This is a genomic window from Providencia rettgeri (assembly GCF_041075285.1).
GTDB classification, from domain to species: domain Bacteria; phylum Pseudomonadota; class Gammaproteobacteria; order Enterobacterales; family Enterobacteriaceae; genus Providencia; species Providencia rettgeri_G.
The window spans coordinates 3,622,330-3,645,995 of sequence record NZ_CP163512.1; the positions used below are offsets into that span (position 1 = coordinate 3,622,330).

The 23,666-nt window shown below is 42.1% G+C and carries 21 protein-coding genes, 2 tRNA genes and 1 rRNA gene; 10 read left to right on the forward strand and 14 right to left on the reverse strand.

Going from position 1 to position 23,666, the window contains the following annotated elements; translation table 11 throughout:
* Window positions 1-38: 38 nt before the first annotated feature.
* The 10 genes from atpA to asnC all read right to left on the reverse strand — a co-directional run bounded on the left by atpA (window position 39) and on the right by asnC (window position 8,671).
* Window positions 39-1,580 carry a F0F1 ATP synthase subunit alpha gene (gene atpA / locus AB6N04_RS16625; RefSeq protein ID WP_369309335.1) on the reverse strand — a complete coding sequence of 514 codons (1,542 nt, stop codon included), beginning with the start codon at window positions 1,578-1,580 and terminating at the stop codon, window positions 39-41.
* Between the two features lie 14 nt (window positions 1,581-1,594).
* A complete protein-coding gene (gene atpH / locus AB6N04_RS16630; RefSeq protein WP_369309336.1) occupies window positions 1,595-2,128 on the reverse strand; it encodes a F0F1 ATP synthase subunit delta in 534 nt (177 codons plus the stop codon).
* A 12-nt stretch (window positions 2,129-2,140) separates the two neighbouring features.
* On the reverse strand, window positions 2,141-2,611 hold the full coding sequence (atpF, locus tag AB6N04_RS16635; RefSeq protein WP_004906301.1) for a F0F1 ATP synthase subunit B: 471 nt from the start codon (window positions 2,609-2,611) through the stop codon (window positions 2,141-2,143).
* 58 nt (window positions 2,612-2,669) lie between these two features.
* Entirely contained in the window at window positions 2,670-2,909 is a 240-nt protein-coding gene (atpE, locus tag AB6N04_RS16640) for a F0F1 ATP synthase subunit C (protein WP_004093904.1), read from the reverse strand.
* 47 nt (window positions 2,910-2,956) lie between these two features.
* Window positions 2,957-3,775 (reverse strand): F0F1 ATP synthase subunit A, encoded by an 819-nt coding sequence (gene atpB, locus AB6N04_RS16645; protein ID WP_369309337.1) that lies wholly within the window; start codon window positions 3,773-3,775, stop codon window positions 2,957-2,959.
* A gap of 33 nt (window positions 3,776-3,808) precedes the next feature.
* Window positions 3,809-4,186, reverse strand: a complete 378-nt coding sequence (atpI, locus tag AB6N04_RS16650) for a F0F1 ATP synthase subunit I (RefSeq protein ID WP_369309338.1) — start codon at window positions 4,184-4,186, stop codon at window positions 3,809-3,811.
* 602 nt (window positions 4,187-4,788) lie between these two features.
* Window positions 4,789-5,409, reverse strand: a complete 621-nt coding sequence (gene rsmG / locus AB6N04_RS16655; RefSeq protein WP_369309339.1) for a 16S rRNA (guanine(527)-N(7))-methyltransferase RsmG — start codon at window positions 5,407-5,409, stop codon at window positions 4,789-4,791.
* Between the two features lies 1 nt (window position 5,410).
* Window positions 5,411-7,300, reverse strand: a complete 1,890-nt coding sequence (gene mnmG / locus AB6N04_RS16660) for a tRNA uridine-5-carboxymethylaminomethyl(34) synthesis enzyme MnmG (protein ID WP_369309340.1) — start codon at window positions 7,298-7,300, stop codon at window positions 5,411-5,413.
* Window positions 7,301-7,677: 377 nt separating this feature from the next.
* A complete protein-coding gene (mioC, locus tag AB6N04_RS16665) occupies window positions 7,678-8,118 on the reverse strand; it encodes an FMN-binding protein MioC (protein WP_369309341.1) in 441 nt (146 codons plus the stop codon).
* A gap of 91 nt (window positions 8,119-8,209) precedes the next feature.
* Window positions 8,210-8,671, reverse strand: a complete 462-nt coding sequence (gene asnC / locus AB6N04_RS16670; protein WP_125893840.1) for a transcriptional regulator AsnC — start codon at window positions 8,669-8,671, stop codon at window positions 8,210-8,212.
* Window positions 8,672-8,833: 162 nt separating this feature from the next.
* Between asnC and asnA the strand changes: the two genes are divergently transcribed.
* The gene (gene asnA / locus AB6N04_RS16675; protein ID WP_369309342.1) at window positions 8,834-9,826 is read left to right on the forward strand and encodes an aspartate--ammonia ligase; all 993 of its coding nucleotides are present in this window, start codon (window positions 8,834-8,836) and stop codon (window positions 9,824-9,826) included.
* On the opposite strand, the gene viaA is transcribed toward asnA, so the two are convergent.
* Window positions 9,827-11,284, reverse strand: a complete 1,458-nt coding sequence (viaA, locus tag AB6N04_RS16680; protein WP_369309343.1) for an ATPase RavA stimulator ViaA — start codon at window positions 11,282-11,284, stop codon at window positions 9,827-9,829.
* A gap of 2 nt (window positions 11,285-11,286) precedes the next feature.
* Window positions 11,287-12,804 carry an ATPase RavA gene (gene ravA / locus AB6N04_RS16685; protein ID WP_369309345.1) on the reverse strand — a complete coding sequence of 506 codons (1,518 nt, stop codon included), beginning with the start codon at window positions 12,802-12,804 and terminating at the stop codon, window positions 11,287-11,289.
* A 281-nt stretch (window positions 12,805-13,085) separates the two neighbouring features.
* Here ravA and rbsD point away from each other — a divergent pair, with 281 nt between their 5' ends.
* The 6 genes from rbsD (at window position 13,086) to rbsR (ending at window position 18,916) form a co-directional block, all read left to right on the forward strand.
* Window positions 13,086-13,505, forward strand: coding sequence for a D-ribose pyranase (gene rbsD, locus AB6N04_RS16690; protein ID WP_369309346.1), 420 nt, complete (start codon window positions 13,086-13,088; stop codon window positions 13,503-13,505).
* A 7-nt stretch (window positions 13,506-13,512) separates the two neighbouring features.
* A complete protein-coding gene (gene rbsA / locus AB6N04_RS16695; protein WP_369309347.1) occupies window positions 13,513-15,027 on the forward strand; it encodes a ribose ABC transporter ATP-binding protein RbsA in 1,515 nt (504 codons plus the stop codon).
* The gene (rbsC, locus tag AB6N04_RS16700; protein WP_369309348.1) at window positions 15,024-15,986 is read left to right on the forward strand and encodes a ribose ABC transporter permease; all 963 of its coding nucleotides are present in this window, start codon (window positions 15,024-15,026) and stop codon (window positions 15,984-15,986) included. Before rbsA ends, rbsC begins: the two co-directional genes overlap by 4 nt.
* 18 nt (window positions 15,987-16,004) lie before the next feature.
* On the forward strand, window positions 16,005-16,895 hold the full coding sequence (gene rbsB / locus AB6N04_RS16705) for a ribose ABC transporter substrate-binding protein RbsB (protein ID WP_369309349.1): 891 nt from the start codon (window positions 16,005-16,007) through the stop codon (window positions 16,893-16,895).
* An 80-nt stretch (window positions 16,896-16,975) separates the two neighbouring features.
* Window positions 16,976-17,899 carry a ribokinase gene (gene rbsK / locus AB6N04_RS16710; protein ID WP_369309350.1) on the forward strand — a complete coding sequence of 308 codons (924 nt, stop codon included), beginning with the start codon at window positions 16,976-16,978 and terminating at the stop codon, window positions 17,897-17,899.
* A 9-nt stretch (window positions 17,900-17,908) separates the two neighbouring features.
* Window positions 17,909-18,916: a ribose operon transcriptional repressor RbsR gene (gene rbsR, locus AB6N04_RS16715; RefSeq protein WP_369309351.1), complete on the forward strand. Its 1,008-nt coding sequence runs from the start codon at window positions 17,909-17,911 to the stop codon at window positions 18,914-18,916.
* Here the strand turns inward: rbsR and mdtD are convergent.
* Both mdtD and AB6N04_RS16725 read right to left on the reverse strand, forming a co-directional pair.
* On the reverse strand, window positions 18,913-20,310 hold the full coding sequence (mdtD, locus tag AB6N04_RS16720; protein WP_369312157.1) for a multidrug transporter subunit MdtD: 1,398 nt from the start codon (window positions 20,308-20,310) through the stop codon (window positions 18,913-18,915). The genes rbsR and mdtD overlap by 4 nt on opposite strands.
* A gap of 52 nt (window positions 20,311-20,362) precedes the next feature.
* On the reverse strand, window positions 20,363-21,055 hold the full coding sequence (locus AB6N04_RS16725) for a FadR/GntR family transcriptional regulator (RefSeq protein WP_369309352.1): 693 nt from the start codon (window positions 21,053-21,055) through the stop codon (window positions 20,363-20,365).
* Window positions 21,056-21,683: 628 nt separating this feature from the next.
* Between AB6N04_RS16725 and AB6N04_RS16730 the strand changes: the two genes are divergently transcribed.
* From AB6N04_RS16730 to AB6N04_RS16740, 3 genes are all read left to right on the forward strand, one after another.
* Window positions 21,684-23,223 (forward strand): 16S ribosomal RNA (locus AB6N04_RS16730).
* Window positions 23,224-23,288: 65 nt separating this feature from the next.
* Window positions 23,289-23,365 (forward strand) — tRNA-Ile (locus AB6N04_RS16735).
* Between the two features lie 138 nt (window positions 23,366-23,503).
* Window positions 23,504-23,579, forward strand: a tRNA-Ala gene (locus AB6N04_RS16740).
* The last annotated feature ends 87 nt before the right edge of the window (window positions 23,580-23,666 follow it).

The following is a 23,666-nucleotide window of genomic DNA, read 5'->3' on the forward strand; positions in this document are numbered from 1 at the left end:
ATTAACCAGACGGCCCTAAAAATTCGGGCCGAATAGTATTACCAGGACTGAGTTGCTTTAAATGATTCGAGCAGTTTTTTCAACTTGCCTTCGATATCATCGTTATAGCTACCAGCCGGGCCAATTTCGTTCATAAGGTCAGCATGCTCGCGCTGTGCAAAAGAAACTAAAGCAGCTTCAAATGCACCAATTTTCGCTAACTCAACATCATCCAAGAATCCACGTTCTGCCGCGAACAGAGACAGTGCCTGCTCTGCTACTGACATCGGTGCATATTGTTTCTGTTTCAGCAGTTCAGTTACTTTTTGACCATGACTTAACTGTTTACGAGTCGCGTCATCGAGGTCGGAAGCAAACTGAGCAAACGCTGCAAGTTCACGATACTGAGCAAGTGCAGTACGGATACCACCAGACAGTTTCTTAATGATTTTAGTCTGAGCAGCACCACCAACACGAGATACTGAAATACCTGGGTTAACCGCTGGACGAATACCAGAGTTAAACAGGTTAGATTCCAGGAAGATCTGACCATCTGTAATCGAAATTACGTTTGTCGGTACGAATGCAGAAACGTCACCAGCTTGGGTTTCAATGATAGGCAGAGCTGTCAATGAACCTGTTTTGCCTTTAACTTCACCTTTAGTAAAGTTTTCTACATATTCAGCGTTAACGCGAGCAGCACGCTCAAGCAGACGTGAGTGTAGATAGAAAACGTCACCTGGGTAAGCTTCACGTCCTGGTGGACGACGCAGCAACAGTGAAATTTGACGGTATGCAACAGCCTGTTTAGACAGGTCATCGTATACGATCAGTGCATCTTCACCGCGGTCACGGAAATATTCACCCATCGCACAACCAGCATACGGTGCTAAATATTGCAGAGCAGCTGATTCAGATGCGGTAGCAACAACAACGATAGTGTTTTGCAGTGCACCGTGCTCTTCCAATTTACGAACTACGTTAGAAACAGTAGACGCTTTTTGTCCGATAGCAACGTACACACATTTGATACCTGAGTCGCGCTGATTGATGATTGCATCGATTGCCAAAGCAGTTTTACCTGTTTGACGGTCACCGATGATAAGCTCACGCTGACCACGACCAATTGGAATCATCGCATCGACTGATTTATAACCAGTCTGTACAGGTTGATCAACAGATTGACGATCGATAACACCCGGAGCAATCACTTCTACAGGTGAGAAGCCATCGTTATCAACAGGACCTTTACCATCAATTGGTTGACCCAGTGTATTCACGACACGTCCTAACAGGCCACGGCCTACTGGAACTTCAAGAATACGACCAGTACATTTAACTTTCATGCCTTCTGCCAAGTCGGCATAAGGACCCATAACGACCGCACCAACAGAGTCACGCTCTAAGTTCAATGCGATAGCGTAACGGTTGCCAGGCAGTGCGATCATCTCACCCTGCATGACTTCGGCTAAACCGTGAATACGAATGATACCGTCATTAACGGATACAATCGTACCTTCATTGTGAGCTTCACTCACAACATCGAACTGAGCAATACGCTGTTTGATCAGTTCGCTGATTTCGGTGGAATTCAGTTGCATATGCTCCAGTCCCCTTAAGACTGCAAGACGTCAGTTAAACGCTCTAAGCGACCGCGGATACTCCCGTCAATAACGAGGTCTCCAGCACGAATGATCACTCCAGCAATAACAGACTTATCAATTTTGCAATTCAGCTTAACTTTGCGTGACAGACGTTTTTCCATCGCTGCAGAAATTTTGGCTAACTGCTGTTCATTCAGTTCGTTAGCAGAAATAACATCAACCTCGATGGTTGATTCCAGCGCATCGCGCAATTGAATAAATTGAGCTAATACTTCTGGCAGCGTCGTTAAACGCCCGTTGTCTGCCATAACACGAATCAGATTCTGAACATGCTCGTCAATTTCATCTCCACAAACAGAGATAAACGTTTTAGCTAATGTTTCTGGTGCAATAGAACCAGAAAGTAGCTCACCAACCTGCTCGTTGCGCGTCACCAGTGAGGTGAAGGCCAGCATATTCTGCCATTTTTCAACAGCTTGGTTTTCCACAGCAAAGTCAAAAGCTGCTTTGGCGTAGGGGCGAGCTACAGTAGCGATTTCAGACATGCCCCTCCCTCCTTACAGTTCAGCGACTAGTTTATCAACGATGTCGCTGTTAGCAGCTTCATCCACGGAACGTTCGATGATCTTCTCGGCACCTGCGATAGCAAGCATCGCAACCTGTTTACGTAACTCTTCACGTGCACGTTTACGCTCAGCATCAATTTCAGCTTGCGCTTGTGCGACGATTTTTGCACGTTCTGCTTCTGCTTCTGCTTTTGCTTCATCAATCATTTGAACACGCTGTTTATTCGCTTGTTCAATGATGACTTGAGCTTCAGCTTTCGCTTTTTTCAGTCGGTCGGTTGCGTCGGTTTGCGCCAGTTCCAGATTCTTTTTAGCACGTTCTGCAGAAGATAAACCGTCAGCAATTTCTTTTTGACGTTTTTCAATGGCCGCCATAATCGGTGGCCATACATACTTCATACAGAACCAAACAAACAGGACAAACGCGATAGCCTGGCCGAGGATTGTTGCATTTAGATTCACAGACAATACCTCTTATTCATTAGTGAATTAATGTTCTTACAGTGTTCCGTAACGTTAATTAGGCGACAGCGAACATTACATACAAGCCCAGACCAACAGCAATCATCGGAATAGCATCGACCAGACCCATTACGATAAAGAACTGTGTACGCAGCAGAGGAATTAAATCTGGCTGACGAGCAGCACCTTCTAAAAATTTACCACCTAGGATGCCGATACCGATCGCAGCACCGATCGCCGCTAAGCCCATCATCACAGCGGCAGCCATGTACAGCAGATCCATACTCAGGTTTTCCATGACAGTCTCCAGTTTGTTTCAGTTAATACAATTATTGATTAATTAAATTAGTGCTCTTCAGATGCCATCGACAGATAGACAACAGTCAGAACCATAAAAATAAAGGCTTGTAACGTAATAATCAGTATGTGGAAGATAGCCCAAGGTAGGCTTAACAACCACTGTGACCACCACGGAAGCAGAGCCGCGATAAGAATAAAGATCAATTCACCTGCATACATGTTACCAAACAGTCGCAGACCGAGTGATACAGGTTTTGACAGCAGGCTTACCCCTTCAAGAATCAAGTTGACAGGAATGAAGACAGGATGGTTAAAAGGCTGCATTGTGAGCTCTTTTGTAAACCCGCCGATTCCTTTCATCTTGATGCTGTAAAAGAGGATTAGGATAAACACACCAATTGCCATCGATAACGTAACACTAACATCCGCGGTTGGTACTGCACGTAATGCAGGTAACCCGAGATAATGCTCAGCAATATACGGAAGGAAATCAATTGGGAGTAAATCCATCAGGTTCATTAAGAATACCCAGACGAACACCGTTAATGCTAAAGGAGCAATAACTTTGCTCTTACCGTGATACATATCACGGACTGAGTTATCAACGAAACCAATGATCAGTTCTATTGCAGTCTGTAACTTACCGGGTACGCCACTAGTCGCATTAACTGCAACTTTTCTAAATAGCCACAGGAACAGAGCCCCGAGAACTACCGAGAAAAAAAGCGAGTCAATGTTCAACGTCCAAAATGTTGGACTAGCTTGGGGATCGACCAACTTAAAGGTACTCAGGTCCAACTGAAGGTTATTCAGGTGGTGGCCTATGTAATCCTCTGTAGTCATCACTTCTCCTGATGCAGACATGATGCCTCTTACCCTTTTGTAGTTTAAAAATACTTACCGTTTAAAAACGGCTGGTGCAACAATCTGAACAATTAGCACCGCTAAATAGGTCAAACCCAGTGGTGTTAATGACGCTTTGAACACACCGAAGGCAACAACTAAAACAACAATCGTTGTAACAACCTTTAGCCCTGCTCCTAATGCTAAGAACCAGGCAATGCGGACAGGTTCATCCTCTCCCTTTGCTTTCTGAAATTGTGCTAGCAGCATAAATACGATATTAGGTAACCAGCATGCTAACCCACCAGCAAGAGCAGAGGCCCCCCATTCTATACTATTTGCACAGAAAGCCCCACTGAGGATCACTAAAGTTATAAACTGAACAGACAACTGCTTTGTCGCATGCTTGTTGTCATAAAGGGATACAGACATAACTTTTTGTATACTCCCAGCTCTTCTCAGCCTCAGAAACGCTAAGTGTTGTATAAAACTGCCTTTGCTTAAATGTGTCAAGAGACAAAAACGTGCAAATTATACGGGCAGGCGAAATGAATTCAATCAGTAAGTAGCGAAAAGGTGAATAAATATTTAATTTTTTCGAGATGGCGCAGAATTGTCGCTGCAATAATTAATAAATAGTTAACGATTTGCTACATTCCTTTACTTAAATGTGATCCTAATCACATTTAACTTTATTCGCTTTATTTATTCCTTCAACTTTCTTCACAAGGAAGATGATATTTAATCTGTAAATCAAATAATTAAAGAAGACAATTTTTAAGCTAAATAATGAACCTATAAATCAAATATTTTACTGTTAACTATTTTATTGGCTAAATCGATTAATCCCAAATAGCCAATGATATTCACTTTTTCCTTTCAACTTATTATTTTTGCAACTTATTGGTTATTTTCGTGTAAATAATGCGTAAAATTCAAGTTTTATTATTTGCTGAAAAAAACAAAAATAGCCGTCAGTTTTGCAACATTCGGCTACCGCTCTAAAAGATAAAATAATTTGAAAGAAAGCAACTTTATTTCATCGAAATTTTAACTAAATGGCGTTGTTCCGCAAGTTCAGGTACCTGAAGTTCGACGATAGATTCTATCTCGAATCCTTCAGGCAGAACCATTTCATCATCACGAATGACACCTTTAAGTGCATAAAAATGTCCTTGCGATGACGGCAAATGATGGCACCAGCTTAGCATATCGTTCAGTGATGCAAATGCGCGGCTAATGACACCATCAAAACCATTCCCAGCAGGATAAGCTTCAACACGTGATTGAACAGGTTCAATGTTAGTCAACCCTAACTCATGTTGAACCTGTTTTAGAAAGCGCACACGCTTCCCTAAGCTGTCCAACAGAACAAAATGGGCATCGGGTCGGACAATAGCTAATGGAACACCTGGTAAGCCAGGACCTGTTCCGACATCGATAAACCGTTGCCCGTTGAGTTGACCGTTCACCACTATGCTATCCATGATATGGCGAATTAACATCTGCTGTGGATCACGTACGGATGTCAAATTATAAGCTTTGTTCCATTTAACTAATAACTCAACGTAATCAACTAGCTGCTGCTTTTGCTTTTCCGTTAAATCAAGATCGGTTTTTGCGACCAATTGATTAAGTTTTGAAAATAAATCCATGTTAAGCACTCCGGCGTAGCATGCCTTGTTTTTTCAACCAAACAAGTAAAATTGAAATTGCCGCTGGGGTGATCCCTGAAATACGTGAAGCTTGGCCGATCGATGTTGGTTTGTGATCATTCAATTTTGCCATCACTTCGTTCGATAGGCCTTTCACTTGCTTATAGTCAAGGTCGACAGGTAATAAGGTGTTTTCGTTACGTAATTGTCTTTCGATCTCTTCTTTTTGGCGTGCAATATAACCTTCGTATTTAACTTGTATTTCAACTTGATCCGCAGCTTGTGGATCATCAAGTGCAGGTGCAAACAAGTTTAGTGACGTTAGCACTTGATAAGTCATTTCAGGACGACGCAGTAGATCTTCGCCATTGGCTTCTTTAGATAACGGAACGGTTAAAATTTTATCAATTTCGGTATGGTTATCAGATTTAGGGTGAACCCAGATATCCTTTAAGCGTTGACGCTCTTTTTCAATAAGTTCCACTTTTTTGTTAAAGTGTGCCCAACGAACATCGTCAACTAAGCCAAGCTCACGACCTTTTTCTGTTAAACGTAGATCCGCGTTATCTTCACGTAACATCAAACGGTATTCTGCACGAGAGGTAAACATGCGATACGGTTCTTTGGTACCTAGTGTACAAAGATCATCGACAAGAACCCCAATATACGCTTGATCACGGCGTGGGAACCAGCCTTCTAAGTCAAATGCATATTGCGCGGCATTCAACCCTGCAAGCAACCCTTGAGCTCCCGCCTCTTCGTAACCTGTTGTACCGTTAATTTGGCCAGCAAAGAACAAACCATCAATAAATTTGCTTTCTAATGTTTGTTTGAGATCTCTTGGGTCAAAGAAATCATACTCAATAGCATAACCAGGGCGAATGATCCTTGCGTTTTCCATCCCTTTCATCGAGTGCACAATTTGCATTTGTACATCAAAAGGCAAGCTGGTGGAAATCCCGTTAGGGTAGATTTCGTTACTGGTTAAACCTTCTGGCTCTAAGAAAATTTGGTGTGAATCTTTGTCTGCAAAGCGCATCACTTTATCTTCGATCGATGGGCAATAGCGAGGACCGATCCCTTCGATGATCCCTGCATACATTGGACTACGATCAAGGTTATTTCTGATCACTTCATGGGTTTTTTCATTGGTATAAGTGATATGGCAAGGCATCTGTTGTGGATGTTGATCTTGCGAACCTAAGAATGAAAATACCGGCATAGGATCATCACCTAGCTGTTGAGCTAACTGACTGAAATCAATGGTTCTTGCATCAATACGTGGTGGTGTTCCCGTTTTTAAGCGGTTTACTCGTAATGGTAATTCTCTTAAACGTTGAGAAAGTGAAATTGAGGGCGGATCACCAGCACGTCCACCACTGTAGTTTTCTAACCCAATGTGAATTTTTCCATCAAGGAAAGTCCCAACTGTTAATACCACTGCTTTGGCTTTAAATTTTAAGCCCATGCGAGTGATTGCCCCAGTGACACGATTGTTTTCAACAATTAAATCTTCAACAGGTTGTTGGAAAATCATTAAGTTAGGTTGATTTTCTAAAGCTGTTCTCACCGCTTGGCGATAAAGAACACGGTCTGCTTGTGCTCGAGTAGCACGAACAGCAGGGCCTTTGCTGGCATTTAATGTTCTAAATTGAATACCTGCTTTGTCTGTTGCTGTGGCCATTAAACCACCGAGGGCATCAATTTCTCTGACCAGATGCCCCTTACCGATCCCACCGATGGCTGGGTTGCAAGACATCTGGCCCAATGTATCAATATTGTGAGTCAGTAATAGGGTTTGACGCCCCATACGTGCAGCTGCCATTGCTGCTTCAGTACCGGCATGACCACCACCAATTACGATGACGTCAAATTGCTCTGGATAAAACATGTGTGAACCTTAAACGTTAGAAAATGCTGACTGTGCATTTGAGGAGAGAATTCTACTCAAGTTTGAGGAAGAGACCAAGTCTTAGGTTTCTCCCCTATATAATATAAAGATCTTTTTATTTAAAGATCTCTTTATTAGATCTTTTATTAGGATCATCTGCTTCTGTGGATAAGTGAATTTTCACTTTAAAGATCATCAAAGTGTAAAGGATCATATACTGTGAATGATCCGTGATCCTTTTGCGTATAAGCTGGGATCAAAACAGGTACTTATGCACAGGCCTTTGTGGCCCTAAAACTTATACTCTGGATAACTACGGGTTAATACCGGGATCTTCCCTGAGTTATCCACAGTTAAATGATGTTGTTTTAATCGATCTACAGTTCGATCGCCCAATTTTTAACCCATTCCCCTGCGGGATCTTCAGGGATTTCGTGTTTTTGAATGTCTATTTCAAAACATTCGCCGATCCGTTTCGCCCCTTTTTCGCTTAATAAGGTATCAAGTTTATGGATCGCCCCGCAGAAAGTGTCATATTCTGAGCTACCGATCCCAACTGCGCCAAATTTTACTTGGCTTAGATCAGGGGAGTTTTCTTCAATGGCTTCAAAGAGTGGTTGAATGTTTTCAGGTAGATCACCTGCTCCGTGAGTTGAACTCACCACCAGCCAAATGCCTTCAAGTGTTAAGTCATCAAGCTCTGGACCATGTTGAACATCTGTTTCATAACCGAGTTCTTCTAAAATCTCAGCCATATGCTCGGCAACATATTCCGCACTGCCCATTGTACTGCCACTTATTAAGGTTACTTTTGTCATGGTGATTCTCTTTCACAATAATAGGTCGCTATTGTACGCTGTGAATGAGCTGGGATCTACCTGTGGATAATGTGGTTATATCATTTTTTTTCTAAGGGTTGATGGTTCGTAAGATCGGGTTCTGCAAGGAGATCAAGGTTTCTGTGGATTGAATTTCATCAATCGTTTGGATTTTGTTGATAAGTACGTCTTGCAGAGAATCAATTGATCGACACATAACTTTAATAAAAATACTGTACTGGCCAGTTGTGTAATACACTTCGACCACTTCTTCTAATGCATCTAATTTTTTTAATGCTGTTGGGTAATCTTTTGCACTTTTTAAAATAATGCCAATAAAGCAGCAGACATCAAAACCGAGCTGTTTTGGATTGATATCAATACGGGTGCCTTTAATGATCCCTGCTTGTTTCATTTTTTCTACACGAACATGAATTGTGCCTGGGCTAACTGCAAATTTTTTGGCTAATTCAGCGTAAGGTGTTCGTGCATTTCCCATTAATTCGTGAAGTATGTCACGATCGAGATTATCGATTTGATAATTTTCTGGCATTATTTCATCCTCATTTTATCGATTATTCATTTTTATACCCATTTTTTTAATCAAAATAAACAGTGAAGGCTTTTTTTAATGAGATATATTGAATTTATACCTTATTTTGTTGCTTAATCTATACATCAGCTAATACAGCAAACAAATTATGGGTAATAAATTATGGACAAGTCATTCATCGAACATCAGCAACAAATTAGTTTTGTAAAATCCTATTTCTCACGTTTACTTGAAAAAGAACTCGGTCTGATTGAAGTTCAAGGGCCTATCCTGAGCCGTCTTGGTGATGGTACCCAAGATAACTTATCAGGCAGTGAAAAAGCGGTTCAAGTGAAAGTGAAATCAATCCCAGGTGCGACCTTTGAAGTGGTGCACTCATTGGCTAAATGGAAACGTAAAACGTTAGGTCGTTTTGGTTTCAGCGCAGGCCAAGGACTTTATACGCATATGAAAGCGTTGCGTCCGGACGAAGATCGCTTAACCCCAATCCACTCCGTCTATGTCGATCAGTGGGATTGGGAAAAAGTGATGGCAGATGGGGAACGTACACTTCCTTATCTGAAACAGACAGTGGGTAAAATCTATAAGGCAATAAAAGAAACAGAAGCTGCCGTAAGTAAAGAGTTTGGGCTGGCACCGTTCCTGCCAGACCAAATTCACTTTATCCACAGTGAAGAATTGTTACAGCGCTACCCTGATCTTGATGCAAAAGGTCGTGAGCGCGCAATCGCGAAAGAGCTTGGCGCTGTTTTCCTAATTGGTATCGGTGGCAAGTTATCCAGCGGAGAATCACACGATGTACGTGCACCAGATTACGATGACTGGACAACTGAAAACGAAGACGGTTTTTGTGGTTTAAACGGTGACATCCTCGTGTGGAACCCTGTGTTACAAGATGCATTTGAAATCTCTTCCATGGGGATCCGTGTGAGTCCTGAATGTTTAGTACGTCAATTAAGCCTAACACAAGATGAAAAACGTATGGAATTAGAGTGGCACCAAGCGCTAGTAAGAGGTGAAATGCCGCAAACTATTGGCGGTGGTATCGGGCAATCGCGTTTAGTGATGTTGCTTCTGCAACGCCAACATATTGGTCAAGTGCAATGCGGTGTTTGGTCACCTGAAATGCAAGAAGCTGTTGAAGGTATGTTGTAATTAGCGACTAAAGCGGCGTAATAATCTGCTTTTTAACCCGGTGTCAAAACGCCAAATATGGTCAAAAATTTTCATGATGCCGGGTTTCCCATAATTTGACACGGATACCGCATGGAAGCGGTATTTACCTTTATTCTGCATGGCTTTGATTTTCTGGATGAGTTCTTCAGGTAAACGTTGGGCGACAAAATCAGAAATGACCACTGCATCTGCATCACTCCACTGTTTAGATTCCAATTTGATGGTAGTTTCTTGCAAACATGCGGCTAGATCTGTCCCACCTTTAAATGTTTGGTGTAAAAACCGAATGCATTGTTCCAGTCCATCTGCAGATAATAAATCGTAATGTACAATATCGGTGGAAAATAGCATCACATGGCATGCTCGATTATCGGCTAACGCAATTTTCATTAAAGCAAGGCAAAAGGCTTTTGCACAACGTTCATTCAAGCCACCCATTGAACCTGATGTGTCTATGCATACGACGAATGGGCCTCTCGGTTGCTCTTCATTATGATGATGAGTAATGGGACGCAGTACTTTTCTTTCTTGCCAGCTATCCCCTTGTAATCGATAAGTTAATAGCTGTTTTTCCAGCAATTTTCGATAAAATTCCAATTCGATTTCTTCAATGCCCAACATGGCCAGTTCAGCAGGTAATAAACGTAGAATATCATCACTTTGATTTAAACCATTTACTTGTTCTGGCACGGCTTCAGGGACTTTTTCCATGATGGTCATCGGCTCTAAAATCACGCTATCATCAGGTATAGCTTGCGCTGTTTGGCTGCGTCCTAGTAATTGAGCTATTTTTTCGAGTTCGGGTTGCTGGCGCAAAAATTCACTATAGCGATTTAATAACTGGTCATTATAAGCCGAGGTCATATTCACCCCTTTGCTTAAATCCCACAAACGACCCGCTGCGCGTTCATTTTCCCCCAGAATATCTTCTAAATTTCCACTTAGGGCTAATCTGCGCTGTAATTCCGCCAGCAATTGCTCTTTTTCTTGTTCTAACAATTCTTTATGCAGTGTGGTGACTTGTAAAATTAAGCTAACTCGCCACTTTTGCACAAACAAAGCCTGCCTTGCACTGCGGTTTTCTATTTTTCCGTTTTGCAGTTGATACGCTTCTCGATAAAACGGTGAGTCGATTTGATTGAGTCTTTCGATTACGGAAGGAAGGCGTGCAAAAAAAGCATCCGTTGAGATCCCAAGAGATTGCCGATAAAGTTCAAACTCCTCAGAAAGTTGCGCTGGAACTAAGGCATCTTGCAGGCGCTGTTTAAGATCTTTTTTCCAACTGGATAAATCTTTTAATAATGCTTTTTTAAAACGGGGATGCTTTTCAAAAAATACCGCCAATTGTGGCGTAGCAAGAAGGGAGATAATAATCTCTTCAATTAATTGGCTTTCGTTGACTGAAAGCAGCATCTCCAGAGTGGCTAAACTCATCATAATTATTCAGCCACTTTCCCTGTGATTTGGTTGCGTAATTGCGTTAGTTTCTCTGTAAGTTGCAGAAAGCTTTGTTCAATATCCGCCAGCCAATGAGCTTCGATAAAAAGGTTTGGTTGTTGTTTTTCAAATTGATAGCGTGCTGCTTGAATATCAGATTGAATTTTATCCAGTTTATCTAGCCATTCTTGGTTATTGGGCGTGGAGTTTTGTGCCGCTGTTTTATCTTGGATATATAACGTTGATGATTGGTGGCTGATATCTAATAACTGTATCTGATTTAAATTGTTGACCTCAGCGGCAATTTCTTGAGCAAAACCAATGCCATTTAAATGGGCAGATAATGTCGTCCCTTTATTTAAAAATAGGGTGAGTGCTTTTTTATCTGTGGTGATAAACGTCACTTTCATATTATGCAATTGCAATGGGCGATGTAAGAATAGCGTGATTCGTCCTTCATTAATATGTTCAGGTAATATATATGAGGCCTTACGAGCAAACATTGCATTGTTTTTATTCACTTTAAATGCATCTTGGTTGTTTTGATCTTGGGTGGATGACATCCATTGTTGGTAAATTTGCTCAAGTTCACGGGTGAATTTACGTTGTTGCCAGCCATCTTCTTGCAAAAGAGACTGAAGTAATTGTGGTAATGCATTCATAGATTGAATATCGTGCCAGAGACAATCTTTCAAAAGAACCAGATCGAGGGGGGAGACACTGGAACGACCATTAAAAAATGCACTTGCTTGTAATAAATAAACCGCTTTTTTCCAGCGTCTATCTGAAACATAAACTTGCTTATCCATCGCATCTAGCTGCTGACGCAGCTGATAAATCAACTCAAAACAGTGATCGGGCAATGTAATTTTAGGAATTTCTTGTTGCCACTGTAGATATTCTTCGTCATTGATTTTTAAATGTTCAGGGATCTGATTTTCATCTAATGAGGATTTTCCTGTGAGTAAGGCACGGAAGTTTTGTTTCTCCTGCACTTTATCTAGCCACAGACGTACTAACATACGGTCAAAAAGGGCTTCTAAACTATTATCTGCATCAGGCAATTCATTTGAGGCTGTAACTAATAAACGCATTGGAATGGACTTTTCTTCATCACCATTACGGAATTTACGTTCATTGATAGCGGTTAACAAGGTATTGAGGATCGCAGGACCAGCTTTCCAGATCTCATCTAAAAAAACCACTTGTGCATCAGGTAAATAACCTTTTGTTAAGCGTTCATAACGCCCTTCATCTTTTAAAGCTTGAATGGATAATGGGCCAAAAATTTCTTCAGGCGTTGAAAAACGCGTCATTAAGTATTCAAACGCATGTGCATGGCGAAAGGCATATTTCATTCTTCGTGCAATTAAGCTTTTGGCTATCCCTGGGGGACCTAATAGAAAGACGCTTTCACCACTGAGTGTGGCTAATAAACACAAACGTATTGCCTGCTGGCGTTCATACAAACCGCTTTCTAGATAATTACTCAGTTGGGCGATACGCTCAGCAAGTTGCATAACAGTTCCTTCCTATTGGCGAGTTATTGATAAAGACTATCAATTCCTTTTATTACATACTGCGTCGATTTTTTCCATTTTTCTTTGATATATCCCAAAAAACAAGAAAAAACGATTCAGCTACAAGTGATTCAATAAGTTATTTTTTTTGCGTCTTTTTAATGTCAACGAAACGTTTCGATAGTGATCACAAATATCGACTATCAATATTGAGTTGTGACTTATCTAAACTATGATTATATGAGCGAAACGTTTCGCTTATCAGAGATGGCGGAGAAAAAATGAAAAAAGGTGTGCTGCTTAATGCCAATATTAGTTCAGTGATTGCAAAGTTAGGTCATACTGACCAAATCACACTGGCGGATGCTGGCTTACCCATTTCAGCGGGGCCTGAGCGTATAGATTTAGCGATAACAGCAGGATTACCTGATTTCATGGCTGTTTTGCGAGTTGTTACGCAAGAAATGCAGGTCGAAAAAGCCATTATTGCAGAAGAAATTAGCGCGATGAACCCCGCAATGGAAACGGCTATTTTAGCGCATTTGCACGACCTACAAACCATGCAAGGCAATCAAATTGAAATTATCTATTGCAGTCATGAACATTTTAAACAACTGACACATGACAGCAAAGCGGTCATTAGAACAGGAGAATGTTCACCATTTGCTAATGTAATTCTTTGTTCTGGCGTGACTTTCTGAGGTGACTATGCAACCTTTATTAGAACTTATCGGTATTGATAAATCATTTCCGGGAGTAAAAGCGCTCAGTGGTGCGACATTAAATGTCTACCCCGGGAAAGTCATGGCGCTGGTGGGGGAAAATGGAGCTGGCAAGTCAACCATGATGAAAGTGCTTACCGGTATCTATCAAAAAGATGCGGGTAAAATTCGCTATCTTGGCAAAGAAGTGGCTTTTAATGGACCCAAAAGTTCCCAAGAAGCAGGTATTGGCATTATTCACCAAGAGTTAAACCTGATCCCTGAACTGACGATTGCTGAAAATATTTTTCTCGGGCGTGAGTTTGTCAACGCATTTGGCAAAATCGACTGGAAAAAAATGTTTAGTGAATCAGACAAACTGCTCAAACGCCTTAACCTCGATTATGACAGCCACCAAACGATTGCTGAACTTTCAATTGGTGAGCAGCAAATGGTGGAAATTGCTAAAGTCCTCAGCTTCCAATCCCAAGTGATCATCATGGATGAGCCGACGGATGCACTTACTGATACAGAAACAGAATCATTATTCCGCGTTATCGAAGACTTAAAATCACAAGGCTGCGGTATTGTTTATATCTCTCACCGTTTAAAAGAAATCTTTGAAATTTGCGATGATGTTACGGTGTTTCGTGACGGTCAATTTATTGGCGAAAAACCCGTGAGTGAATTAGAAGAAGAAAAACTGATAGAAATGATGGTGGGGAGAAAACTCGAAGACCAATACCCTCGAATTGATGTTCAAGCGGGAGGTATCCGTTTACAGCTTGAAAACGTTTCAGGCCCCGGTGTGACTAACGCCAGTTTTACCTTAAAAAGTGGTGAAATTTTAGGGGTTTCAGGGTTAATGGGCGCAGGTCGTACCGAATTGATGAAAATTATCTACGGTGCTGCGACAAAAAAATCGGGCACGATAAAACTCGAAGGCAAACCCGTTACATTGAAAACGCCACAAGATGGTTTAAATAGCGGAATTGTCTATATTTCAGAAGACCGTAAACGTGATGGACTCGTGTTAGGCATGTCGGTCAAAGAAAACATGTCGTTGACAGCGTTACGTTATTTTAGTCGCGCTGGGGGGGCACTTAAGCACAGCGAGGAACAACAAACGGTCGGCGACTTTATTCGTCTCTTCAATATTAAAACTCCATCAATGAACCAAATCATTGGCAACCTTTCAGGGGGAAATCAGCAAAAAGTGGCTATCGCCCGTGGGTTGATGACTAGACCAAAGGTGTTGATCCTTGATGAACCAACACGTGGTGTCGATGTGGGGGCAAAAAAAGAAATTTATCAGTTAATTAATCAATTTAAGAAAGAAGGGCTGAGCATCATTTTAGTTTCTTCAGAAATGCCTGAAGTGATTGGAATGAGTGACCGCATTTTGGTGATGCACGAAGGTCATATCAGCGGCGAATTTACTGCCAAAGACGCGACTCAGGAAGCCTTAATGGCTGCCGCAGTGGGTAAAAATTACGGCTCAGTTCAGGAGTTATCAGTATGAGTTCAACAACAGCATCATCAAAACGCTGGTTCAGCAAAGCTTGGCTAATGGAGCAAAAATCCTTAATTGCACTATTAGTCTTAATTGCTATCGTATCAACATTAAGCCCTAACTTTTTTACGATTAATAACCTATTCAATATATTACAGCAAACATCAGTGAACGCCATCATGGCAGTGGGAATGACCTTAGTTATCTTAACATCGGGCATTGACTTGTCGGTAGGGTCGTTATTAGCACTGACTGGCGCAGTCGCAGCGTCGATGGTTGGGGCTGAAGTGAATGCCTTGGTTGCTGTTGCAGGGGCATTAGCACTGGGAGCTGCGATAGGGGCTTGTACTGGGGTTATTGTGGCTAAAGGTAAAGTTCAAGCCTTTATTGCGACGTTAGTCATGATGCTATTATTGCGCGGTGTAACTCGTGTATATACCGATGGAAGCCCGATTAATACAGGTTTTAGTGATAATGCAGACTTATTTGGCTGGTTTGGTATTGGACGTCCATTAGGGGTTCCTACCCCAGTTTGGTTAATGATCATCGTTTTTGCTGCGGCGTGGTATATGCTCCACCAAACTCGCTTAGGTCGCTATATTTATGCGTTAGGTGGAAATGAAGCGGCAACACGTCTGTCGGGCATTAATGTCGATCGCATCAAAATTATCGTTTATGCCTTATGTGGTCTGCTCGCCGCGCTGGCAAGTGTAATTGAAGTGGCTCGTTTGTCATCGGCACAGCCAATGGCAGGTAATGGGTATGAACTGGATGCTATCGCCGCAGTTGTATTAGGTGGCACAAGTCTTGCGGGCGGAAAAGGGCGTATCGTTGGTACGTTGATTGGTGCACTGATCCTTGGTTTCTTAAACAATGGCTTAAACTTATTAGGTATTTCGTCGAACTATCAGATGATTGTTAAAGCAGTCGTCATCTTACTTGCGGTACTTGTTGATAATAAAAAATAACCCTACAGGAATAAGATTATGAAACTGAATAAATTAGCAACATTGTTATCAGCCGTTGCACTGAGTGCAACCGTTAGTGTTAATGCGATGGCAAAAGACAGTATTGCATTAGTGATTTCAACACTTAACAACCCTTTCTTCGTGACGATGAAAGATAGCGCACAAAAAGAAGCTGATAGACTGGGCTATGAACTGATCGTCTTAGATTCTCAAGATAACCCAGCCAAAGAATTAGCTAACGTTCAGGACTTAACCGTTCGTGGAACGAAACTGATGTTAATTAACCCAACGGACTCCGATGCGGTGGGTAACTCCATCTTGATGGCAAATAAAGCCAAGATCCCTGTTATTACCTTAGATAGAGCGGCCAATAAAGGTGAAGTGGTTAGCCACGTCGCTTCAGATAACCGCATGGGCGGTAAAATGGCTGCGGATTACATTGCACAAAAAACAGGTAATGAAGCTAAAGTTATCCAATTAGAAGGCATTTCAGGTACTTCTGCGGCACGTGAACGGGGTGAAGGCTTTAATACTGGTGCGAAAGAGCATAAATTCAATTTACTGGCTAGCCAGCCAGCTGACTTCGATAGAACAAAAGGCTTAAACGTTATGCAAAACTTGCTGACGGCTCATCCTGCGGTTCAAGCGGTATTTGCTCAAAATGATGAAATGGCCCTTGGTGCATTAAGAGCTTTACAAACAGCAGGTCGTACAGATGTATTAGTCGTGGGCTTCGATGGTACCAATGACGGTATTAAAGCGGTAGAAAGCGGTAAATTGGGGGCAACAATTGCACAGCGACCTGATCAAATTGGTATTGTTGGTGTTCAGATTGCCGATAAAGTCTTAAAAGGTGAGAAAGTTGAAGCAACTGTTCCTGTTGAATTGGAATTAGTGGTAAAACAATAAGATAAAATCACCACCGCCGCATTTGCGGCGGTTTATTCGTTGTGTGGTTATAATGTCACAATAAAAAGGATATCAATGTTATGGGTGCAGCAAAACTGGTGGTATTGGGTAGTATTAATGCTGATCATATTTTGAATGTTAAGCAATTTCCACAACCAGGTGAGACCGTTAGAGGTGACAGCTATAAAGTTGCCTTTGGTGGAAAAGGTGCAAACCAAGCCGTGGCTGCGGGGCGTAGTGGTGCTGACATAACTTTTATCGCCTGTGTGGGTGATGATGATATCGGTGCGAGTATTAAAAAACAGCTTCACCTAGATAATATCAAAACGGAATGCATTGATGCGATAAAAGAAGAAACCACTGGTGTGGCGCTGATTTATGTGAATCAACAAGGTGAAAATATCATTGGTATAAATGCTGGAGCAAATGCGCAGCTAACAACTCAGAGATTAGCGCAATATCAGCAGAAAATTATTGAGGCAGACGCTGTCTTAATGCAACTTGAATCACCGATAGAAACAGTGCAGATGGCCGCTGAAATCGCCAAAAAAAGCAATACAAAAGTCATCTTAAACCCAGCCCCAGCACAATCATTACCCGATTCGTTATTAGCACTGGTGGATATTATTACGCCAAATGAAACTGAAGCGGAACATTTAACGGGGATCGCGGTGAATGATGACCAAGGCGCACAGGCTGCGGCACAAGCATTACACCAAAAAGGGATCAGTAAAGTGATGATTACGTTGGGGGCTCGAGGGGTTTGGTATAGTGAAAAAGGCACTCAAGGTAAAATAATTGCTGGGTTTCGCGTAAAAGCAGTGGATACTATTGCGGCAGGTGATACATTCAATGGGGCATATGTTACGGCTTTATTGGAAGGTAAAGCTGACGAAGATGCTATTATTTTTGCCCATGCAGCGGCGGCGATAGCAGTAACTCGCCCTGGTGCTCAACCTTCTGTTCCATGGCGTAAAGAAATAGACCAATTTTTAGCTCAATAGGATCAACTTGTGGCAACAATGAAAGATGTGGCTCGTCTTGCTGGTGTGTCGACATCCACCGTCTCTCACGTTATTAATCAAAATCGCTATGTTAGCGAGAGTATTACTCTACGCGTTAAAAATGCTATCAAAGAGCTAAACTATGCTCCTTCAGCATTAGCGAGAAGCTTAAAGATGAATCGTACAAATACGATTGGCATGTTACTGACAACCAGTAATAACCCTTTTTATGCAGAGGTAGTGCGAGGTGTCGAACGAAGTTGCTACGAGCGTGGTTATAGCCTGATCTTGTGCAACACTGAAGGTGATCTTCAACGGATGAATCATAGTTTAGAAACCCTGTTACAAAAGCGAGTTGATGGGCTATTGATCATGTGCACAGAAGTTCAAGGTCCCTCAAAAGAGGTATTAGCTCGTTATCCAGCGGTACCGACGGTGATGATGGACTGGTCGCCATTTGAGTCTGACGGCGATGTTATTCAAGATAACTCATTTTTAGGCGGCGAGATTGCCACTCGTTACTTGATTGATGCAGGCTTCACTCGTATTGCTTGCATAGCAGGACCGCAAGATAAATCACCAGCAAGAGCGCGTTATCAAGGCTTCATTCAAGCTATGAATAAGGCTGGCATTGAAATTAATAAAGATTATCTGATTTTCAGTGATTTTGAATTCGCTGGTGGATTTGAGTCGATGAATGCATTGCTTGAGCTACCAATTCCACCACAAGCTATTTTCGCAGGTAATGACGCAATGGCGGTTGGGGCTTATCAGGCAATATACCAAAAAGGGATGAAAGTTCCTGATGATATTTCGATTGTTGGTTACGATGATATCGATCTTTCTTCTTATATGATCCCACCATTAACAACTATTCATCAGCCAAAAGATGAGCTCGGGCAACAAGCGGTCAACCAACTGATTTACCGAATGGATAACCCAGAAGCTGAGACCAGTGTGTTAGTACTTACCCCTGAGCTTATTGAACGCCAGTCTGTTAAGAAAGTGAATTTTTAATTTTTCTTCGCTTTCCCTTTAATTAAGTTATCACCATCGGTTTTACTTAATAATAAGAAGACAAAAGCGGAAATCAGTGTAATCACACCAATAGTTATAAAGGTATAGTGAAAATTATCCACTGTATTACTATTGGGTTGGCTATCATAGAAATTTAATATCGCGGCACTCACGGCAATGCCAAAACTAATGGATAGCTGCTGTGTTACGGCTAACATACTATTGCCTGCACTTGCATTATTGTCTGTTAAATCTGCCAAACAAATAGTGTTCATTGCGGTGAATTGTACGGACATCACCATGCCTAAAATAAATAGCGGTACAATCAACAGATAAATAGACATACTCGGGGACTGCAATGAGAACTGAGCAATCATTGCTCCAATAATCACGGTGATCACAAATAATGTATTACGATAGCCATATTTGGTGAGAATTTTTGTCACACCAGATTTTGCGGTTATTGAACCAATCGCCAATGGTGCCATCATCATTCCAGCCACAACCGCTTCATAGCCAAAACCAACTTGTAACATTAATGGCATTAAAAATGGAATACTGCCAGTTCCTAAACGCGTTGCAATATTGCCACTGATGCCAATCGAAAATGTTCGGGTTTTAAATAAATTTAATGGGATGATTGCATGCTTAATACGTCTTGCATGGAAAACATACAGTAATAAGAAAATAAAGCCGCTTACAACAATCGCTGCAGGTATTGAGGTCGATAGTGTTTTATCACCAAACAAATCTAGGCTAACAGAAAGCATAACTAAGCCAATACCAAAGAGTAAAAAACCAAGAGTATCAAATTTACGTTTCGGCATTTTAAAATCAGGCATGTGTTTTAAAGCATAAAAAATCCCCAAAACACCAATCGGAATATTAATAATAAATATCCAATGCCATGTCGCATAAGTAACTAATATACCGCCCAGTAGTGGTCCTAGTATTGGACCGACTAATCCAGGTATTGTCACAAAGTTTAATATAGGCAATAACTCACTACGTGGATAGGCTCTTATTAATGCTAATCGAGCCACTGGCATCATCATTGCACCACCAATACCTTGAATAACTCGAGAAGTGACCAAAAAATTTAATGATGGTGAAAGGGCACAAAGCAAAGAGCCAAATGAAAATAATGAAACGGCTAAAATAAAGACATGTCGAGTACCAAATCGATCAGCAAACCATCCACTAACAGGAATGAGTAAGGCTACCGTCAAAGTATAGCTAACAACAGCAGATTGCATTGCAAGCGGCGAATGATGCAGGCTTTTGGCTATGTCAGGTAAAGCCGTATTTAAAATAGTGGCATCAAGGGCTTGCATAAAAAAGGCCATTGCTGCAATCCATGGAAGGCCTGACATATTTTTAGCTGTTTTGAACATCATTTACCTATCTAAAAAGTTAAAGCCAATAAAGGATAGTTATCTTCCTAGGTTATTTTTCATTTACTGTTAATAACTTATAGCAAAAATCGAGAGCTTTGGTACTGTGACCTTGAATAATGGCATTCGCCAATTGCTGGTGGATATCCACTTCAATGACTTCGTTGTCAGTAATAACATCAAAATAGCGCTGATAAATAGAACGAAATAAATTAGCGAAAGAGATTAAAAAAGGGTTTGCACAGGCTTTATAAATAGTTAAGTGAAAATAGTAGTCTACTTTTACCCAGTGTTCTCTATCAAATTCTTTTGCGAGTAGTAGCATTTCATTAGCTAAGAGCTGTAAAGATTGTTTTTGTTCGGTTGTTGCATGCATAGCTGCAAGATAACAAGCTTGGGGCTCAATTGCGAGGCGAACAATTTTGAAATGTTTAATAACAACCGATTGTTCCTCGCTATTTGCCCACCAGCTTAAGAGATCTTGATCCAAAAAATTCCAATTTGATGATGGCATAACACGAGTTCCTATTTTGGGGCGTGCTAATACCATGCCTTTAGCAGCTAGTATTTTAATGGCTTCTCTTATTGCTGTTCGGCTAGCTTGGAATTTTTCTGATAACTCTAATTCACTTGGTAAAATGGAATCAGGTAAATAGGCACTTGTTAAGATCTGTTGACCCAGATTTTCTGCAATAATATAAGAACGATTCTTTTGCGAGGCCGTTTGTTGTTTACTTAATTCCATAATTCATCTCAAATCTTATTTCTTGGATATCTATATTACGTGAGTAAAGGGATAATTGCTGCTGAAATAGTCAATTATCAGGTGTTATTTAGTTTAAAACCCTCCTTTTGATTAAAATAACCGCGAACAAAATAAAAATGTAAAAAAACACTTGCGAGATTTTTTCGTCTCCCTATAATGCGCATCCGTTGTCACGACAAACCGCTTCGGCGAACAAGGTAAAACCTTAGTGATAACAGAGGTGAGAAAGAAAAAGTTAAAAATAAACACTTGACTTTCTGAAAGAAAAACGTATTATACGTCACCTCGCGACAACGACCTTGAAGTCGAAAATCGAAAGATTCAGTCGCAACGCTCTTTAACAATTTATCAGACAATCTGTGTGGGCACTCACAGGACACTATCAAAAAAATATTTGATTTTAAGTCTTGAAGAGTGACTAACACGTTAATTCATATATATGAACTTAATAGGTAGTAACGTTATTTTGGAAGGGTAACGCGAAAGCAAGCAGCGATGAACCGAGACAGTACTTAAGTACGGCGAGGTGAAGCGATGCGCAGCTGACAAAGTTAACCGAACAAAAGAGCGTTACGAGACAGTAACATTCTTTGAGCATCAAGCTTTTTAATTGAAGAGTTTGATCATGGCTCAGATTGAACGCTGGCGGCAGGCCTAACACATGCAAGTCGAGCGGTAACAGGGGAAGCTTGCTTCTCGCTGACGAGCGGCGGACGGGTGAGTAATGTATGGGGATCTGCCCGATAGAGGGGGATAACCACTGGAAACGGTGGCTAATACCGCATAATCTCTAAGGAGCAAAGCAGGGGAACTTAGGTCCTTGCGCTATCGGATGAACCCATATGGGATTAGCTAGTAGGTGAGGTAATGGCTCACCTAGGCGACGATCCCTAGCTGGTCTGAGAGGATGATCAGCCACACTGGGACTGAGACACGGCCCAGACTCCTACGGGAGGCAGCAGTGGGGAATATTGCACAATGGGCGCAAGCCTGATGCAGCCATGCCGCGTGTATGAAGAAGGCCCTAGGGTTGTAAAGTACTTTCAGTCGGGAGGAAGGCGTTGATGCTAATATCATCAACGATTGACGTTACCGACAGAAGAAGCACCGGCTAACTCCGTGCCAGCAGCCGCGGTAATACGGAGGGTGCAAGCGTTAATCGGAATTACTGGGCGTAAAGCGCACGCAGGCGGTTGATTAAGTTAGATGTGAAATCCCCGGGCTTAACCTGGGAATGGCATCTAAGACTGGTCAGCTAGAGTCTTGTAGAGGGGGGTAGAATTCCATGTGTAGCGGTGAAATGCGTAGAGATGTGGAGGAATACCGGTGGCGAAGGCGGCCCCCTGGACAAAGACTGACGCTCAGGTGCGAAAGCGTGGGGAGCAAACAGGATTAGATACCCTGGTAGTCCACGCTGTAAACGATGTCGATTTGGAGGTTGTTCCCTAGAGGAGTGGCTTCCGGAGCTAACGCGTTAAATCGACCGCCTGGGGAGTACGGCCGCAAGGTTAAAACTCAAATGAATTGACGGGGGCCCGCACAAGCGGTGGAGCATGTGGTTTAATTCGATGCAACGCGAAGAACCTTACCTACTCTTGACATCCAGAGAACTTAGCAGAGATGCTTTGGTGCCTTCGGGAACTCTGAGACAGGTGCTGCATGGCTGTCGTCAGCTCGTGTTGTGAAATGTTGGGTTAAGTCCCGCAACGAGCGCAACCCTTATCCTTTGTTGCCAGCGATACGGTCGGGAACTCAAAGGAGACTGCCGGTGATAAACCGGAGGAAGGTGGGGATGACGTCAAGTCATCATGGCCCTTACGAGTAGGGCTACACACGTGCTACAATGGCGTATACAAAGAGAAGCGACCTCGCGAGAGCAAGCGGAACTCATAAAGTACGTCGTAGTCCGGATTGGAGTCTGCAACTCGACTCCATGAAGTCGGAATCGCTAGTAATCGTAGATCAGAATGCTACGGTGAATACGTTCCCGGGCCTTGTACACACCGCCCGTCACACCATGGGAGTGGGTTGCAAAAGAAGTAGGTAGCTTAACCTTCGGGAGGGCGCTTACCACTTTGTGATTCATGACTGGGGTGAAGTCGTAACAAGGTAACCGTAGGGGAACCTGCGGTTGGATCACCTCCTTACCATTGAAGTGTATTTGTGAAGTGCTCACACAGATTGTCTGATGAAATAGAGTAGCGGTATCGATAGGCTTGTAGCTCAGGTGGTTAGAGCGCACCCCTGATAAGGGTGAGGTCGGTGGTTCAAGTCCACTCAGGCCTACCACTTTTCTCTTATGCTGCGTTATGGCTCAGCTCGTTTACTCAAGTAAACGTCGCTAATCCATGCCTTGCCTAAGAAAAAAGACCTCCGAGTAAGAAAAAAATCTTATCAGGAGATTGATTGATACCGAAAAACCTTTATGGGGCTATAGCTCAGCTGGGAGAGCGCCTGCCTTGCACGCAGGAGGTCAGCGGTTCGATCCCGCTTAGCTCCACCATAATTTTTCTGATTATTCAGAATAGATTAGTAATAGTCTATTGCGAATAATTATGCTCTTTAACAATCTGGAACAAGCTGAAAATTG

Excerpts from the sequence above, each read along its gene's own strand:
- asnA (WP_369309342.1), top strand. The coding sequence starts at position 8,834 with ATGGACAAGTCATTCATCGAACATCAGCAACAAATTAGTTTTGTAAAA.
- mnmG (WP_369309340.1), bottom strand. The coding sequence starts at position 7,300 with ATGTTTTATCCAGAGCAATTTGACGTCATCGTAATTGGTGGTGGTCAT.
- asnC (WP_125893840.1), bottom strand. The coding sequence starts at position 8,671 with ATGCCAGAAAATTATCAAATCGATAATCTCGATCGTGACATACTTCAC.
- mioC (WP_369309341.1), bottom strand. The coding sequence starts at position 8,118 with ATGACAAAAGTAACCTTAATAAGTGGCAGTACAATGGGCAGTGCGGAA.
- rsmG (WP_369309339.1), bottom strand. The coding sequence starts at position 5,409 with ATGGATTTATTTTCAAAACTTAATCAATTGGTCGCAAAAACCGATCTT.
- atpA (WP_369309335.1), bottom strand. The coding sequence starts at position 1,580 with ATGCAACTGAATTCCACCGAAATCAGCGAACTGATCAAACAGCGTATT.
- mdtD (WP_369312157.1), bottom strand. The coding sequence starts at position 20,310 with ATGTTCAAAACAGCTAAAAATATGTCAGGCCTTCCATGGATTGCAGCA.
- rbsK (WP_369309350.1), top strand. The coding sequence starts at position 16,976 with ATGGGTGCAGCAAAACTGGTGGTATTGGGTAGTATTAATGCTGATCAT.
- rbsC (WP_369309348.1), top strand. The coding sequence starts at position 15,024 with ATGAGTTCAACAACAGCATCATCAAAACGCTGGTTCAGCAAAGCTTGG.
- rbsB (WP_369309349.1), top strand. The coding sequence starts at position 16,005 with ATGAAACTGAATAAATTAGCAACATTGTTATCAGCCGTTGCACTGAGT.
- rbsA (WP_369309347.1), top strand. The coding sequence starts at position 13,513 with ATGCAACCTTTATTAGAACTTATCGGTATTGATAAATCATTTCCGGGA.
- atpB (WP_369309337.1), bottom strand. The coding sequence starts at position 3,775 with ATGTCTGCATCAGGAGAAGTGATGACTACAGAGGATTACATAGGCCAC.
- atpH (WP_369309336.1), bottom strand. The coding sequence starts at position 2,128 with ATGTCTGAAATCGCTACTGTAGCTCGCCCCTACGCCAAAGCAGCTTTT.
- atpI (WP_369309338.1), bottom strand. The coding sequence starts at position 4,186 with ATGTCTGTATCCCTTTATGACAACAAGCATGCGACAAAGCAGTTGTCT.
- rbsD (WP_369309346.1), top strand. The coding sequence starts at position 13,086 with ATGAAAAAAGGTGTGCTGCTTAATGCCAATATTAGTTCAGTGATTGCA.
- ravA (WP_369309345.1), bottom strand. The coding sequence starts at position 12,804 with ATGCAACTTGCTGAGCGTATCGCCCAACTGAGTAATTATCTAGAAAGC.
- viaA (WP_369309343.1), bottom strand. The coding sequence starts at position 11,284 with ATGATGAGTTTAGCCACTCTGGAGATGCTGCTTTCAGTCAACGAAAGC.
- atpE (WP_004093904.1), bottom strand. The coding sequence starts at position 2,909 with ATGGAAAACCTGAGTATGGATCTGCTGTACATGGCTGCCGCTGTGATG.
- AB6N04_RS16725 (WP_369309352.1), bottom strand. The coding sequence starts at position 21,055 with ATGGAATTAAGTAAACAACAAACGGCCTCGCAAAAGAATCGTTCTTAT.